A 15,495-nucleotide genomic window follows, 5' to 3' on the forward strand; every position below is an offset into this window, starting at 1 on the left:
CGAGGATGCCCAGGTCGCACAGGCGCTGCGATTACCCCGCAGGTAATGGCAGCGCTGCCGCCTTTGGCTAGGATGCGGCCATGGCCACAGACGCGATCACCGTTGGCGACTTGCTGCGCGAGTGGCGGGCCCGGCGTCGACTGAGCCAGCTCGATCTGGCCGGCGAGGCGCAGGTGTCGACGCGCCATCTGAGCTTTGTCGAAAGCGGGCGCGCGGCGCCCAGCCGCGAACTGCTGCTGCGCCTGGCCGAACCGCTGGCGATGCCGCTCAGGGAGCGCAACCGCCTGTTGCTCGCGGCGGGGTATGCGCCGATCCATGGCGAACGCGCGCTCGAGGCGCCCGACATGGCGGCCGCGCTGGCCGCGGTCGAAGCCGTGCTAAACGCGCACGCGCCATTCCCGGCGCTGGCGGTGGACCGCCACTGGAACCTGGTGCGCGCCAACGAGGCGGCGACCGCGCTGCTGGACGGCGTCGATCCGGCGCTTCTGGCGCCCCCCATCAACGTGCTGCGCGCGACGCTGCATCCGAAAGGGCTCGCGCCCAGCATCGTCAACCTGTCGCAATGGCGGCACCATCTGCTGGCGCGGCTGCGCCTGGACATCGCGCATTCGGCCGATCCGGCGCTCGACGCACTCCATGCCGAACTCAGCGGCTTTCCGTCTCCGGAAGGTGATCACGCCGCGCAGTCCGTCGCGCGCATCGCGGTACCGCTCGCGATCCGCAGCGGACCAGGCGGTGGCGTGCTGTCGTTCCTGTCCACCACGACCGTGTTCGGCACCGCAACCGACGTGACCCTGGCGGAGCTGACGCTGGAATGCTTCTATCCGGCCGACGAACAGACCCGGCGCGCGCTGCTCACCGGCTCAGGTCCGTGATCGATCGGGTGACATGGCCCTGATCGTCGAGAAAGTCGATCGTGGCGCGGCCGTCCGCCGCGACCTTCAGCTCCAGACGCTTGCGGCCGTCGGTGTCGCGCAGCGCCAGCACCGACGCCTTGTCCGAGGTCCGACCGAGAAACGCGCGCGGCGCGACGACCGCACCGGCGGCGCGGATGGCGGCTTCGCGTTCGGCGCTGGGGGGCTGGCGCATCAAGCGGGCGACGGTCGGGAAGTCGACCGGCTGGTCCGGGCGATCGTTGATCGCCAGCCCCGCCTGCCGGTCCTCGCCGTCCTCGCTGCTGCTCAGCGCCACGGTCTGGTCCTGACGCCAGCGGTCGAAGGACAGTGCGCCGAGATTGGTCGGCTTGCCGTCCTTCAGCGCGCCGGAGAACACCAGCCCGCCGTTCTCCGTGCCTTCGTCGTTGTAGAAGATCATGCCTGCCTGGGGACGGGCGGGATGCGGCGTCTCGTGGCCGGCGACGATGATGCCCGGCATCCGCTCGCGCGAAGCGATCGTCATGCGCAGGGTGCCGTCGGGCTCGCGGATATTGATGCGCTGCACATCGATCGTCTCGAACCTCGTGCCCGTCGGGCTGGCATTGGCACCGAACATCATCCAGGCCATGGCGACGGTCATGACCGCCGCATAGGCCCCGACCGCGCGCGAGGCATCAATCTTCATGACCTGCTCTCCTGATATCGGCGCCGCTCGACACAGGCGGCGAGGGCGATGCGAATTGAATCACCTTAGACCCCCGTGCCGCCATCCGGCTTGCGCCGGTAACGCCTACACCTGAACGCGTAGAGGAGCGATGGAGATGTGGTTCATGCTTGCCGCACTGCTTGCCGCCATGCCCGGCCCGCCGCCCAAGGCCGTGATGCCGAAGGGCGAGATCGAACAGATCACGCTTGCGCCGATGTTTCGCTATCGGTTCATGTGTTCCGAGCATCCCGTTGGCGAGCTGGACTACGCCGGTGATGCGCTCGGCACCGATTGCCTGGTCTTCGGCGGCATGGACGGGGACAGCGGCTTCGCCAGGCTCTATCGACGCGATGGACATGCCAATGCGGATTGGTACGGCTGGCACGCCGAGGTGCTGGCGCCGGTCGACGGCGTCATCGCGTTCGTCTACGACAATCCCCGGGTCAACACGCCCGGCACGCTGGGGCCGCCCCCGGCGGGCACCGTCCGCATCCGCACCCCGGACGGGGTGATCGTGACGATGGGGCACTTGGCCGAGCTGCGGGTGCACGTCGGCGAGACGGTCGAGGCAGGTCATGTGCTGGGCCTCGATGGCAACAACGGCAACGCACGTGCGCCTCACATCCATGTCGGCGCGTATCGCGAGGCGGACAATGCGCCGCTCCAGATCCGCTGGGACCTGCGGGCTTTGGCCAGGACCCAGCCGTTCCGCGAGCCGGGCGACTGAGGCGATGCAAGGCGCAGTATGCGAGACGACCGCCGGCGCAGCGGGCAGAAGGAGGGGTTGTTCGTTCGTGGCGCCCGCGCGGCGTCGAACCGCGTGCGGAGGAGGCGTGCTTTTTGCTAGCCTGCGCACACCGCCCCATCCATGCCCGGATGGCGAAACTGGTAGACGCATCGGACTTAAAATCCGCCGGGAGCAATCCCTTGCCGGTTCGATTCCGGCTCCGGGCACCAAGTGGCATGCACAGGTGAAAAGCCCCGAGAGATCGGGGCTTTGTCGTTTGAGCGCGCGTCGCGAAGGCGAGCCCATGCGGTGCAGGCCTGCTCGAGCTTCATGCGGCGTGGCTTCGCTGTCTCATGATCCGATGTTGACGATCGGAGGGCTAGGTTGGCTTGCGTCCCTGGCCTCTGGAGCGCCCCGATGAGCGCGATGCGCTTGTGCTGCCGCCGTATTGCGCGAGCGGCGCCGAGCAACCGCCGGAAAAGGACGTAAATGCGAGCGTCGAGACGGGTTCGGCTCACCGCGAGCGGCCAGGGCACTTTGTCCGGTGTGCGAAGGAACTGGGTTCCGTCTGCCGCGGGTGAGGAACTCCTCCTCGCAACCCGAAGCCGGTGGCTGCGCCAATTCCGAGACGGACGTTAGGAGAACGCGATGAGCACGAAAACCAGGTTCAACGCCATGGCCAAGAAGGCGGCCTACGCTGCGGGCACGCCCTGGGCCTTCGGGACTGCGGCGCTGGCGGTGGTGCTCTGGGGCTGCAGCGGTCCGGTGTTCGGGTTCAACGACACCTGGCAGCTGGTCATCAATACCAGCACCACGATCATCACCTTTCTGATGGTGTTCCTGATCCAGCACACCCAGAACGCCGATACGGCGGCGATGCAGATCAAGATCGATGAGCTGATCAATGCGACGCGCGGCGCGAACAACGCCCTGCTGGATCTTGAGGAGCTGGACGAGCAGGCGCTGGAAGAGTTGCGCAAGAAGTACGAGGAGTTGGCCAGAGAGGCGCGGGATCGAATGGGTCGGACCCGTTCGGATACGACCTGAGCGTCGATGTCTCTTCGAGTGCCGGTAGCGCCTTGACTGGGACGGGTGCGGCGCAATTTTCGCGACGCTGTTAAAAGCAGCTCAGCGTTTCCACCACATTCCCGCGCCAATCCGTAACGCGCCCGGGTCCAGGGTGGATTCGACCCGCCCGGACGCGAACGATGCCGAACTCGCGTCGTCGACCTCCGGCCTGACCGCGTTCGATACAAGCCGAGATCAGGGACGCGCAGAGGCGCGCTGGGGAATTCCGCACCGACCGGCGCTCGTTCTGCGCCCTGCATCAGGAGTGACGCCATGATATCCCGCACCGCCGACGACAAGCCCCACACCGATCTGAAGAACCCGGACGCCAAGCACGACGAGGCGCTGGAGGAAACCTTTCCGGCAAGCGACCCGATCTCGCCCTTTGTGCCGGCGGTGAGAGACGAGGGCAACGAGGAACATCGCGACGTCTCCAATGCGCACAGCGACCATGCCAAGGGCCACACGCCGGACGAGGTGCTCAACGACGAAGAGGCGCTGCGCAAACACCATGACAAGCCGGAGGATCCCAAGCAGTCCCCGGTCGACCCCGAGCATGACTATTCCGACCCCAGCGGGCAACGTGACTGACCGCGTCTGGTCGAGCCGCACGATCAAGGGCGGTTCTTGTAACGCTCCGGCGCGATCGCGGCGGGGCGAGGGGAACCCCACAGCTGACTGCAGTCTTCCCGCAGCGCCGAGCGCCACTGCATGTGAAGCGCACACCATCTCGCGCTAGTCTTCTGACGGACCTGTCACCCCGTGACGCGCACGAACACGTGGTCTGAACATCGGCGTCACGCGCCGTGGCCGGGGATCGGGCGAGGCTAGGGGTCAGCTTCGATTGTCGAACGGGCGGCCACGCCGTCCGTCTCGCGTCCGCCATCCCACCCAGCTGGAAGGAACAGCCAGGCATGAATCCCTCATTCGACGTGAAACTCACGCGCCGCGATCTGCTGATCACCGGCGCCGTCTCGACGGCCGGCGCCGCCTCGGCCAGTCTGCCGTCCACTGCGCAGGCGATGGCCGCGCCGGCCGCGCCGGAGAAGATCAGCAAGCAGCGGGTCGCCTTCGAGGTCAATGGCAAGCCGGTCACGCTCGAGGTCGATACCCGCACCACGCTGCTGGACGCGCTGCGCGAGCATCTCAAGCTGACCGGCACCAAGAAGGGCTGCGACCACGGCCAGTGCGGCGCCTGCACGGCGCTGGTGGACGGGCGCCGCATCAATACCTGCCTGAGCTTCGCCGTGATGCACGAGGGCAGCAAGGTCACCACCATCGAAGGCCTGGGCCAGCCGGGCAACCTGCATCCGATGCAGGCGGCCTTCGTCAAACACGATGGTTACCAATGTGGTTACTGCACGCCGGGGCAGATCTGCTCGGCGGTAGCGGTGCTGGACGAGATCAAGCAGGGCGTGCCCAGCCATGTCACCGGCGATCTTGAGGCCAGGCCCAAGTTCACGGTCGACGAGGTGCGCGAGCGCATGAGCGGCAACATCTGCCGCTGCGGTGCGTATTCCAACATCGTCGAGGCGATGAGCGACGTGGCGGGAGAGCGCGCATGAAGGCCTTCTCCTACGAGCGCGCTGGATCGCCCAAGGACGCCGCCGCCGCGCTGCTGAAGACGCCCAACGCCAAGTTCATCGCCGGCGGCACCAACCTGATCGACCTGATGAAGCTGCAGATCGAGACGCCCACCCACCTGGTGGACGTCAACGGCGTCGGGCTGGACCGCATCGAGGCCACCGACGAAGGCGGGCTGCGCATCGGCGCGCTGGTGCGCAATACGGACCTGGCCGCCGACAAGGTCGTGCGTCGCGACTACCCGCTGCTGTCGCGCGCCCTGGTGTCCGGCGCCTCGGGCCAGCTGCGCAACAAGGCGACCACGGCCGGCAATCTGCTGCAGCGCACGCGTTGCCCGTACTTCTACGACACCGCCCAGGCCTGCAACAAGCGCATGCCCGGCAGCGGCTGCGCGGCGATCGAAGGCTTCAACCGGACCCTCGCCGTCGTCGGCGCCAGCCCGGCCTGCATCGCCACCCACCCCAGCGACATGGCCGTGGCCCTGCGCGCGCTGGACGCGACGGTGGAGACCACCAACGCCGAGGGCAAGACCCGGCGCATTCCGCTGGACTTGCTGTATCGCGCGCCCGGCACCACGCCGCATCTGGAAACCACGCTGGAGCGCGGCGAGTTCATCACCGCCGTGACCCTGCCCAAGCCGGTCGGCGGAACGCAGGTCTATCACAAGGTGCGCGACCGCGCGTCCTACGCCTTCGCGCTGGTGTCGGTGGCGGCGATCGTGCAGCGCGACGGAAGTGGCGCGGTGGCGCTGGGCGGCGTGGCGCACAAGCCCTGGCGCAAGCCGGAGGCCGACGCGGCCATGCCGCAGGGGGCCAAGGCCGTGGTCGATCAGCTGCTGGCCGGCGCCAAGACATCCGAACACAACGCCTTCAAGCTGCCGCTGGTCGAGCGTGCACTGGGCGCGATCCTGGCCGAAGCGAGGGCCTGAGCATGAAATTCGATACCCCCGCCACCACCAATCCGATCGACCAGGGCAAGGTCGTCGGCCGCGCCCAGGACCGCATCGACGGGCCGCTCAAGACCACCGGCACCGCGCCTTATGCCTACGAGCATCATGACGTGGCGCCCGGCCAGGTCTATGGCTATCCGGTGTGCGCCACCATCGCCAAGGGCCGCATCCGCTCGATCGACACCGATGCGGCCAAGGCCGCACCCGGCGTGCTCGGCATCGTCACCGCGGCCAATGCCGGCAAGCTGGGCAAGGGCAAGATGAATACCGCGCACCTGCTCGGCGGCCCGGAGATCCAGCACTACCACCAGGCCGTCGCGCTGGTGGTCGCCGAGACCTTCGAGCAGGCGCGCGCCGCCGCGCATCTGATCAAGGTCGACTACACCCGCAGCGATGGCGCCTTTGACCTGGCCAAGGCCAAGGGCCAGGCGAAGATGCCGAGCGATTCGCAGGACAACAAGGACACCGCGCACGGCGACTTCGCCGGCGCCTTCGCCAGCGCGCCGGTCAAGCTGGATGCCACCTACACCACGCCCGACCACAGCCACGCGATGATGGAGCCGCACGCCTCCATCGCGCAGTGGGAGGGCGATCAGCTGACGCTGTGGACGTCCAACCAGATGATCGCCTGGAGCGTGGGTGACGTAGCGCTGACCCTGGGTATCCCCAAGGAGAAGGTGCGTCTGGTTTCGCCGTACATCGGCGGCGGTTTTGGCGGCAAGCTGTTCGTGCGCTCCGATGCCGTGCTGGCGGCGCTGGGCGCCAAGGCGGTGGGGCGGCCGGTCAAGGTGACCCTGCCGCGGCCGCTGATTATCAACAACACCACCCATCGCCCGGCCACGCTGCAGCGCATCCGCCTGGGTGCCACGCGCGAGGGCAAGATCACCGCGTTCGGCCACGAGAGCTGGTCGGGCGATCTGGAAGGTGGCCAGCCGGAGACCGCCGTCTCGCAGAGCCAGCTGCTCTACGCGGGCGAGAACCGCATGACCGCCATGCGCCTGGCCGTGCTCGACCTGCCTGAAGGCAACGCCATGCGCGCGCCGGGCGAGGCCTCGGGGATGATGGCGCTGGAAGTGGCCATGGACGAGCTGTCCGAGAAGCTGGCCATGGACCCGGTCGAACTGCGCATCGTCAACGACACCCAGGTCGATCCCAACCATCCCGAGCGCCCGTTCTCGCAGCGGCACATGGTCCAGTGCCTGCGAATGGGCGCGGACAAGTTCGGCTGGAACCAGCGCAGCGCCAAGCCCGGCACCCGCCGCGAAGGGCGCTGGCTGATCGGCATGGGCATGGCCACCGCCTTCCGCAACAACCTCAACATGAAGTCCGCCGCGCGCGTGCGCCTGGGCGCGGACGGCGTGGTCACGGTGCAGACCGACATGACCGACATCGGCACCGGCACCTACACCATCCTCGCCCAGACCGCCGCGGAGATGATGGGCGTGCCGCTGGAGCGGGTGAAGGTGGAGCTGGGCGATTCGTCCTTCCCGGTCTCGGCCGGTTCGGGCGGGCAGTGGGGCGCCAACAGCTCCACGGCCGGCGTGTACGCGGCCTGCGTCAAGCTGCGCGAGGCCGTGGCCGGCAAGTTCGGCATGGACGTGGATAGCGTCCGCTTCGAGGACGGCCTGGTCGTGGCCGGCGGCCAGCGCAAGAAGCTCGCCGACGCGGCGGCCGATGGCGAACTGGTGGCCGAGGACAAGATGGAATACGGCGATCTGGCCAAGAAGTACCAGCAGTCCACCTTCGGCGGCCACTTCGTCGAAGTCGCGGTGGACAGCGCCACCGCCGAGATCCGCATCCGCCGCATGCTGGCAGTGTGTTCGGCCGGCCGCATCCTCAACCCCAAGTCCGCGCGCAGCCAGGTGATCGGCGCGATGACCATGGGTGCCGGCGCGGCGCTGATGGAGGAGCTGGCGGTGGACAAGCGGCTGGGCTTCTTCGTCAACCACGACCTGGCCGGCTACGAAGTGCCGGTGCATGCCGACATCCCGCACCAGGAAGTGATCTTCCTGGAGGAGACCGACCCGATCGTCTCGCCGATGAAGGCCAAGGGCGTGGGCGAGCTGGGCATCTGCGGCGTGGCCGCGGCGATCGCCAACGCGGTCTACAACGCCACCGGCGTGCGCGTGCGCGACTACCCGGTGACGCTGGACAAGCTGCTCAAGGAGATGCCAGCGCTGACAGCCTGAACGTCGTGGCCGGGTCGGGCGTTGTCTCGGATCGACCCCCGCCTCATGGTTCGGTGGAGGCCAAGCTTCCGATTACATCGCGACCTTCTTGTAGAGCGGAGCTTGCTCCGCTGCTTTTCGGCCGGATCGTAGAGAAGGTCCAGCGGAGCAAGCTTCGCTTCATTTCGGTCGGATCAATGGGAAGGCCTAGCGGAGCAAGCTCCGCTCTACGGGTGGGGTCGCCCCTTGGCCAAAAAAGCCACCGGGCGGCTCGCACGGGATCGGGTCGGCATTCCGCGAGGACTTGTTGCACTTGGCGCCGCCGCGAACCGCTCACGCGCCGCAATCCCCTGCCCGGGAGAGGAACCAAAAAAACGGTTTGACCGATCCAGGAAGTGCCATTACTATTTGCGCCCCGATCGGCCCCAAGGGCTAGCATCGAGGGCGGTTAGCTCAGCGGTAGAGCATTGCCTTCACACGGCAAGGGTCGCAGGTTCGATCCCTGCACCGCCCACCAAGTCTCACGAAAAAGCCGGCTTCGCGCCGGCTTTTTCGTGTCCGTTGCGACAAGCCGGCGCAACAGCTGCGCCGGCCCGCCACCTGTCGCCTCAGCTCAGCACTTCCTCCAGGATGCGCTTGCCGTCGTGGCGCGCATCGTGCTCGGCATCCTGCTCCTGCTCGGCCTGCGCCTTCATCAGCGGGCAGTGCGCGCTCATGTAGTCGATCTCCAGGTTGAGGCGTTCGAGCAGGAAGTCGACGAAGGCGCGCACCTTGGGCGACTGCACATGGCCGCGCGGGAAGACCGCGTTGAGCTCGTACTCGCCACCCGTCCAGCCGGCCAGCACGCGCTGGACCAGACCATGCTCGACGAACGGCTTGACCATCACGTCGGCCGAAAGCAGCAGACCCTCGCCGCACAGCAGCGCGCCCTTGAGCGCCGACGGATCGTTGGCCACCAGGATCGGATTGATCGCGAACTCCCGCGCGCCGTTGCCATCGTTCAGCGACCAGCTGTAGCTGTGGCCCTGGCGGTGCTTGGTCATGGCGAAGGTGCGGTGGTACTGCAGATCGTCCGGGTGCAGTGGCTCGCCGTGCCGGGCGATATAGCTGTTGGCGGCGAACACCTGCGTGAACAGCACGCCCAGCTTGCGCGCGATCAGGTTGGAGTCGGGCAGGTTGCCCAGGCGCAAGGCCACATCGACCTCGCCACCGATCAGGTCCATCGGCTCGTTGCTCAGCAGCATCTCCACCCGCACCTCCGGATGGCGCGCATGGAACTCGCCGAGCAGCGGGGCGATCTTGTCGATGCCGATGGAGTAGGGCGCGGTGACGCGCAGCCAGCCGCGCGGGCCGGCATGCAGCTGGCCGACGGCGCTCTCGGCCTCGGCCAGTTCGCGCGCGATGCGCTGGCAGTGTTCGTAGTAGACGTTGCCGGCTTCGGTCAGGCCGAGCTTGCGCGTGGTGCGGTGCAGGAGCTGCGCGCCCAGGCGCGTTTCCAGCTCCTGCACCTTGCGGCTGACCGTGGTCTTGGGCAGCCGCAGTGCGCTGGCGGCGCCGACGAAGCTGCCCTTCTCGACCACCTTGACGAAGATCAGGGTGTCGTTGAGATCGTGGGACATGGAGTCCTCCTTGGCGGGGGAAGAGGGATTGGACCGGGAGCGGGATGATTATTCCCCTAAATCTGGACTAATCAAGTCCTGCATGCAGGCCTAAGGTGGCGACCTGTCCTGATCACCTGGCCCACCGCCATGTCCCTGTTGACCCGCCTGCGCCGCTTCCTGGCCCCCGAGAACCGCCGGAAAATGGAGATTTCACCGGTCTCTACCTTGCTGCGCGCCCGCCAGGACGCGGGTTTCCGCGACTTTGCCCCGAGCCGCCGCAATCAGCTGGGTGCGGCCCGGGTCACCGGTCGGCTGGGTCGCGATTTCGGGATTATCCCGATGGCGGGAGGAAAACTCCCATGAGTGGGATGATCAAGCCCGCCACCCCGTTGGCCGCCTCGCTGGTGCTCGGCGCCGATGGCGCGGCCGGTGCCGGCGTGGTCGCCGCGCTGATCGAGGCCGGCAGCCCGGTCGTGGCGGTGGGCGCGCCGGGCGAGATGATGGACGCGCTGGCCCAGGCCCATGGCGAAGAGCCCGGCCTGCACCTGCTGCGCCAGCCGCTGCCGCTCGACGAGGCGGCCGCCGCCGCGCTGGCGGAGCAGGTGCGGGCGCATGGCGTGCGCCTGCATGCCGTGTTCGCGCATCTGTTCGCCCCCTCGACCAGCGGGCGCCTGCTGGATCAGCCCGCCGCCCGCCTGGAGCAGCGCCTGTCGCACGACGTGGTCGCGCACCTGGCGCTGGCGCGCCATCTGCTGCCGCTGCTGCAGGACCAGGACGGCACTCGCCACTACGTGATCCTGGGCGGGCCGGCTACCGAATGCGGCTGGGCCGGACACGGCCACGCCTCGGTCGGCTCGGCCGCCCTGCACATGCTGGCCAAGGTGCTGCACGAGGAAGCCGTCCCGCTGGGCGTGCGCGTGCAGCTGCTGGCCGTGGCCCACCCGCTGTCCACGCCGAAGAACCGCGCCCATGCCTGCGCCGGCTGGCCCGATGCGCTGAGCGTGGGCCGCAGGGCGGTCGAACTGCTGCGCCCGGCCGCCTCCGGCCGCGTGCGCGCCGTGGTGCCCTTCGATGCGGCGTGGGTGCCGCCGCCGGTACGCACCCTGTTCGACGCGCTGCCCAGCACGCCCACTGTCTCTTCGCTTGACCTCAACCGTGGTTGAGGTCGCAACCTCGCCGCGCCTTTTCGTTTTCCCCACAAGAGTCTTCGTCATGAATCCTTCCCGCACCGACTCCCTCTTCCGCTTCCGCGCTCGTCGCCTGTCCTCCTTCGCGCTGCTGGCCTTGTCGGTGGCGGTGATCGCCGGCTGCAACAGCAACGCCGCCGAGACCGCCGCCCCGCCGCCGCCCGCGGTGAGCGTCGCCCCGGTGCTGATCAAGCCCATCCGCCAGTGGGACGAATTCAGCGGCCGCATCGAAGCGGTGCAGACCGTGCAGCTGCGTCCGCGCGTGTCCGGCTACATCGAGTCGGTCAACTACCGCGAGGGCGATGAGGTCAAGGCGGGCACGGTGCTGTTCACCATCGACGCGCGCAGCTACCGCGCCGCGCTGGCCCAGGCCCAGGCCCAGCTGGCCCGCGCGCGCAGCGCCGCCAGCCAGGCCACCGGCGAGGCCGATCGTGCCCGCAAGCTGGCCGATCAGCAGGCCATGTCCACCGAGCTGTACGAACAGCGCCGCGCCACGTCCAACGAGGCCGCCGCCGAGGTGCAGGCCGCGCAGGCCGCGGTGGACGCCGCGCGCCTGGACCTGGAGTGGACCAAGGTGCGCGCGCCCATCGACGGCCGCGCCGGCCGTGCGCTGGTCACCGCCGGCAACCTGGTCGGCGCCGGCGATGCGGCCAGCGTGCTGACCACGGTGGTGTCCGATCAGGTGCAGGTGCACTTCGACGCGGACGAGACCACCTTCCTGCGCTACGCCGAACTGGCGCGCAAGGGCCAGCGGCCCAGCGGCCGCGAGGGCGGCCTGCCGGTGCAGGTGGCGCTGGTCGGCGAGGACGGCTATCCGCACGCGGGGCAGGTGGACTTCGTCGACAACCAGCTCTCGCCCGGCACCGGCACCATCCGCGTGCGTGCGCTGATGGACAACGCCGACCGCAGCCTGGTGCCCGGCCTGTATGCGCGCGTGCGCCTGCCGGGCAGCGGCGAGTTCAAGGCGATGCTGGTCGACGATGCGGCCATCCTCACCGACCAGGACCGCAAGTACGTCTACGTGGTCGATGCGCAGGGCAAGGCGCAGCGCCGCGACGTGCAGCTCGGCCGCCTGGCCGACGGGCTGCGCATCGTCAACGGCGGTCTGCAGGCCGGCGACAAGGTCGTGGTCGAGGGCGTGCAGAAGATCTTCATGCCCGGCATGCCGGTGCAGGCCAAGACGGTGGCGATGCAGCCGCCGGCGGCCAAGCCGGCCGAGCAGCGCACCACCGCGATGAACTAGCGCGGCCGGGTGGGGTGGGAGCCGCCATGGCGGCGATGGGCATTCCCTGAAAAGCCCTATCGCCGCCATGGCGGCTCCCACCTCCACCCCGCAGGCAGGAATGCAACACGCAATGAAGCCTCGCTCCGGGAAAGGAGCGAGGGCGGCGTCGCTCACTTTCAGGAACACCACCCCATGAACATTTCCAGATTCTTCATCGACCGGCCGATCTTCGCCGCCGTGTTGTCCATCGTGATCTTCGCCGCAGGCCTGATCGCGCTGCCGCTGCTGCCCACCGGCGAATACCCCGAAGTGGTGCCGCCGTCGGTGGTGGTGCGCACGGTGTATCCGGGCGCCAATCCCAAGGTCATCGCCGAGACCGTGGCCACGCCGCTGGAGGAGCAGATCAACGGCGTCGAGAACATGATGTATCTCAAGTCGGTGGCCGGCTCGGACGGCGTGCTGCAGATGACGGTCACCTTCCGCCCCGGCACCGACGCCGACGATGCGGCGGTCAAGGTGCAGAACCGCGTGGCCCAGGCCAATGCGCGCCTGCCCGAGGACGTGCGCCGCCAGGGCGTGACGGTGCAGAAGCAGTCGCCGACCTTCCTGATGGTGGTGCACCTGACCTCGCCCAAGGGCAAGTACGACAGCCTGTACCTGCGCAACTACGCGCGCCTGCACGTCAAGGACGCGCTGGCGCGCATCCAGGGGGTGGGCGATGCGCAGGTGTTCGGCGGCGGCGATTACGCGATGCGCGCCTGGCTCGATCCCGAGCGCATCGCCGCGCTGGGCCTGAACGCCAGCGACGTGGTCGGTGCCATGCGCGAGCAGAACGTGCAGGTCTCCGCCGGCCAGCTCGGCGCCGAGCCGATGCCGGGCAGCAAGTTCCTGACCCTGATCAACGCCCAGGGCCGCCTGCGCACCGAGCAGGAGTTCGGCGACATCGTGCTCAAGACCGGCAGCGACGGCCAGGTGGTGCGCCTGCGCGACGTGGCGCGGCTGGAGCTGGGCGCCGGCGACTACACGCTGCGCTCGCAGCTGGACGGCAAGAACGCGGTTGGCATCGGCATCTTCCAGGCGCCGGGCGCCAATGCGCTGCAGATCCGCGATGAGGTCATCGCGACCATGGACGAGCTGACCAAGCAGTTCCCCGAGGACGTCAAGTACGAGGCGGTCTACGACACCACGATCTTCGTGCGCGATTCGATCAGCGCGGTGGTGCACACCCTGCTGGAGGCCGTGCTGCTGGTGGTGCTGGTGGTGATCCTGTTCCTGCAGACCTGGCGCGCCTCGATCATCCCGCTGATCGCCGTGCCGGTGTCGGTGGTGGGCACCTTCGCCGCGCTGTACCTGTTGGGCTTCTCGATCAACACCCTGACCCTGTTCGGCCTGGTGCTGGCGATCGGCATCGTGGTGGACGACGCGATCGTGGTGGTGGAGAACGTCGAGCGCAACATCGAGGAAGGCCTGACCCCGCTGGCCGCCGCGCACCAGGCCATGAAGGAGGTCTCCGGGCCGATCATCGCCATCGCGCTGGTGCTGTGCGCGGTGTTCGTGCCGATGGCCTTCCTGTCCGGCGTGACCGGCCAGTTCTACAAGCAGTTCGCGGTGACCATCGCCATCTCCACGGTGATCTCGGCGATCAACTCGCTGACCCTGTCGCCGGCGCTGGCCGCGCGCCTGCTCAAGGGCCACGACGCGCCCAAGGACGCGCTGTCGCGCGGCATGGAGCGGGTGTTCGGCCGCTGGGTGTTCCGCCCGTTCAACCGCTTCTTCAACCGCAGCTCCTCGCGCTACCAGGGCACGGTCTCGCGCATCCTGGGCCGCCGCGGCATCGTGTTCGCGATCTACATCGTCCTGCTGCTGGCCACCGGCGTGATGTTCAAGGCGGTGCCGGCCGGCTTCATCCCGACCCAGGACAAGATGTACCTGATCGCCGGCGTGAAACTGCCCGAAGGCGCCTCGATCGAGCGCACCGACGCGCTGCTGCGCAAGGTCTCGGACATCGCCATGCACACCGAGGGCGTGTCGCACTCGATCTCCTTCCCCGGCCTCAACGCGCTGCAGTTCACCAACACGCCCAATACCGGCGTGGTGTTCCTGACGCTCAAGCCGTTTGCCGAGCGCCATCGCAGCGCGCTGGAGATCAATGCCGAGATCAACCGCAAGATCTCCTCGCTGGGCGAGGGCCTGACCTTCTCGATGATGCCGCCGCCGATTCTGGGTCTGGGCAACGGCAACGGCTACCAGATGTTCATCGAGGACCGCGGCAACCTGGGCTACGGCGCGCTGCAGAACGCGGTCAGCCAGTTCCAGGGCGCGGTGTCGCAGGTGCCGGGCATGAGCTTCCCCATCGGCACCTACCAGGCCAACGTGCCGCAGCTGGATGCGCAGGTGGACCGCACCAAGGCCAAGGCCCAGGGCGTGGCGCTGACCGACCTGTTCGACACCTTGCAGACCTATCTGGGCTCGGCCTACGTCAACGACTTCAACCAGTTCGGCCGCACCTGGCAGGTGATCGCCCAGGCCGATGCGCCGTACCGCGAGACGGTCGAGGACATTGCCCGCCTGAAGGTGCGCAACGCCGCCGGGCAGATGGTGCCGGTGGGCTCGATGGTGGACATCAAGCAGACCTACGGTCCCGACCCGGTGCTGCGCTACAACGGCTATCCGGCCGCCGACCTGGCCGGCGAGGCCGATGCGCGCGTGCTGTCCTCGGCCGAGGCGATGCAGAAGCTGACCGACCTGGCCGCCCAGGTGCTGCCCAACGGCATGCATATCGAATGGACCGACCTGAGCTACCAGCAGGCCAGCCAGGGCAAGGCGGCGATGGTGGTGTTCCCGCTGGCGGTGATGCTGGCCTTCCTGGTGCTGGCCGCGCTGTACGAAAGCTGGACCCTGCCCCTGGCGGTGATCCTGATCGTGCCGATGACGCTGTTGTCCGCGCTGTTCGGCGTGTGGCTCAGCGGCGGCGACAACAACGTGTTCGTGCAGGTCGGCCTGGTGGTGCTGATGGGCCTGGCGTGCAAGAACGCGATCCTGATCGTCGAGTTCGCCCGCGAGCTGGAATTGGGCGGCAAGGGCATCGTCGAATCCGCCCTGGAAGCCTGCCGCCTGCGTCTGCGCCCGATCGTGATGACCTCCATCGCCTTCATCGCCGGCACGGTGCCGCTGGTGTTCTCGCACGGTGCCGGCGCCGAGGTGCGCGCGGCCACGGGCGTGACGGTATTCGCTGGCATGCTGGGCGTGACCCTGTTCGGCCTGTTCCTGACCCCGGTGTTCTACGTGGCCCTGCGCAAGCTGTCCGGCCGTCAGCTGGTCCATCACGACGCGGCCCCGGCCCTGGCGCAGACCCATCCGCAAACCGCGCACTGAGCGCGTCCTTCCTTCTCGTTCCCAACACGG

13 protein-coding genes and 2 tRNA genes are annotated in these 15,495 nt (G+C 68.3%); 13 read left to right on the forward strand and 2 right to left on the reverse strand.

Annotation, left to right across the window (positions count from 1 at the left end):
- The first annotated feature begins 80 nt into the window (after positions 1 to 80).
- Complete coding sequence (locus QE438_RS04030; RefSeq protein ID WP_306992392.1) at positions 81 to 875, forward strand: helix-turn-helix transcriptional regulator; 795 nt, start codon at positions 81 to 83, stop codon at positions 873 to 875.
- Here QE438_RS04030 and QE438_RS04035 read toward each other — a convergent pair.
- Positions 856 to 1,560 carry a hypothetical protein gene (locus QE438_RS04035; RefSeq protein WP_306992390.1) on the reverse strand — a complete coding sequence of 235 codons (705 nt, stop codon included), beginning with the start codon at positions 1,558 to 1,560 and terminating at the stop codon, positions 856 to 858. The genes QE438_RS04030 and QE438_RS04035 overlap by 20 nt on opposite strands.
- Positions 1,561 to 1,705: 145 nt before the next feature.
- Here QE438_RS04035 and QE438_RS04040 point away from each other — a divergent pair, with 145 nt between their 5' ends.
- The 8 genes from QE438_RS04040 to QE438_RS04075 all read left to right on the forward strand — a co-directional run bounded on the left by QE438_RS04040 (position 1,706) and on the right by QE438_RS04075 (position 8,594).
- A complete protein-coding gene (locus QE438_RS04040; RefSeq protein WP_306992388.1) occupies positions 1,706 to 2,308 on the forward strand; it encodes a M23 family metallopeptidase in 603 nt (200 codons plus the stop codon).
- A 143-nt stretch (positions 2,309 to 2,451) separates the two neighbouring features.
- Positions 2,452 to 2,538 (forward strand) — tRNA-Leu (locus QE438_RS04045).
- Positions 2,539 to 2,956: 418 nt separating this feature from the next.
- Complete coding sequence (locus QE438_RS04050; RefSeq protein WP_306992386.1) at positions 2,957 to 3,355, forward strand: low affinity iron permease family protein; 399 nt, start codon at positions 2,957 to 2,959, stop codon at positions 3,353 to 3,355.
- Positions 3,356 to 3,649: 294 nt separating this feature from the next.
- A complete protein-coding gene (locus QE438_RS04055; protein ID WP_306996387.1) occupies positions 3,650 to 3,967 on the forward strand; it encodes a hypothetical protein in 318 nt (105 codons plus the stop codon).
- A gap of 323 nt (positions 3,968 to 4,290) precedes the next feature.
- Positions 4,291 to 4,941 carry an aldehyde dehydrogenase iron-sulfur subunit PaoA gene (gene paoA, locus QE438_RS04060; RefSeq protein ID WP_130531111.1) on the forward strand — a complete coding sequence of 217 codons (651 nt, stop codon included), beginning with the start codon at positions 4,291 to 4,293 and terminating at the stop codon, positions 4,939 to 4,941.
- The gene (locus tag QE438_RS04065) at positions 4,938 to 5,888 is read left to right on the forward strand and encodes a xanthine dehydrogenase family protein subunit M (protein ID WP_306992384.1); all 951 of its coding nucleotides are present in this window, start codon (positions 4,938 to 4,940) and stop codon (positions 5,886 to 5,888) included. The genes paoA and QE438_RS04065 overlap by 4 nt, the downstream gene beginning before the upstream one ends.
- 2 nt (positions 5,889 to 5,890) lie before the next feature.
- Positions 5,891 to 8,098, forward strand: coding sequence for an aldehyde oxidoreductase molybdenum-binding subunit PaoC (gene paoC, locus QE438_RS04070; RefSeq protein WP_306992382.1), 2,208 nt, complete (start codon positions 5,891 to 5,893; stop codon positions 8,096 to 8,098).
- Positions 8,099 to 8,519: 421 nt separating this feature from the next.
- Positions 8,520 to 8,594, forward strand: a tRNA-Val gene (locus QE438_RS04075).
- Between the two features lie 91 nt (positions 8,595 to 8,685).
- Here QE438_RS04075 and QE438_RS04080 read toward each other — a convergent pair.
- Positions 8,686 to 9,696 carry a LysR family transcriptional regulator gene (locus QE438_RS04080; RefSeq protein ID WP_306992380.1) on the reverse strand — a complete coding sequence of 337 codons (1,011 nt, stop codon included), beginning with the start codon at positions 9,694 to 9,696 and terminating at the stop codon, positions 8,686 to 8,688.
- A gap of 129 nt (positions 9,697 to 9,825) precedes the next feature.
- Here QE438_RS04080 and QE438_RS04085 point away from each other — a divergent pair, with 129 nt between their 5' ends.
- The 4 genes from QE438_RS04085 to QE438_RS04100 all read left to right on the forward strand — a co-directional run bounded on the left by QE438_RS04085 (position 9,826) and on the right by QE438_RS04100 (position 15,465).
- A complete protein-coding gene (locus QE438_RS04085; protein WP_130522355.1) occupies positions 9,826 to 10,041 on the forward strand; it encodes a hypothetical protein in 216 nt (71 codons plus the stop codon).
- A complete protein-coding gene (locus QE438_RS04090; protein WP_306992378.1) occupies positions 10,038 to 10,841 on the forward strand; it encodes an SDR family oxidoreductase in 804 nt (267 codons plus the stop codon). The genes QE438_RS04085 and QE438_RS04090 overlap by 4 nt, the downstream gene beginning before the upstream one ends.
- 49 nt (positions 10,842 to 10,890) lie before the next feature.
- Positions 10,891 to 12,108 carry an efflux RND transporter periplasmic adaptor subunit gene (locus tag QE438_RS04095; protein WP_306992376.1) on the forward strand — a complete coding sequence of 406 codons (1,218 nt, stop codon included), beginning with the start codon at positions 10,891 to 10,893 and terminating at the stop codon, positions 12,106 to 12,108.
- A gap of 174 nt (positions 12,109 to 12,282) precedes the next feature.
- Complete coding sequence (locus QE438_RS04100) at positions 12,283 to 15,465, forward strand: multidrug efflux RND transporter permease subunit (protein WP_306992374.1); 3,183 nt, start codon at positions 12,283 to 12,285, stop codon at positions 15,463 to 15,465.
- The last annotated feature ends 30 nt before the right edge of the window (positions 15,466 to 15,495 follow it).

This window comes from Pseudoxanthomonas sp. SORGH_AS_0997 (assembly GCF_031453535.1).
Classification (GTDB): Bacteria; Pseudomonadota; Gammaproteobacteria; order Xanthomonadales; family Xanthomonadaceae; genus Pseudoxanthomonas_A; species Pseudoxanthomonas_A winnipegensis.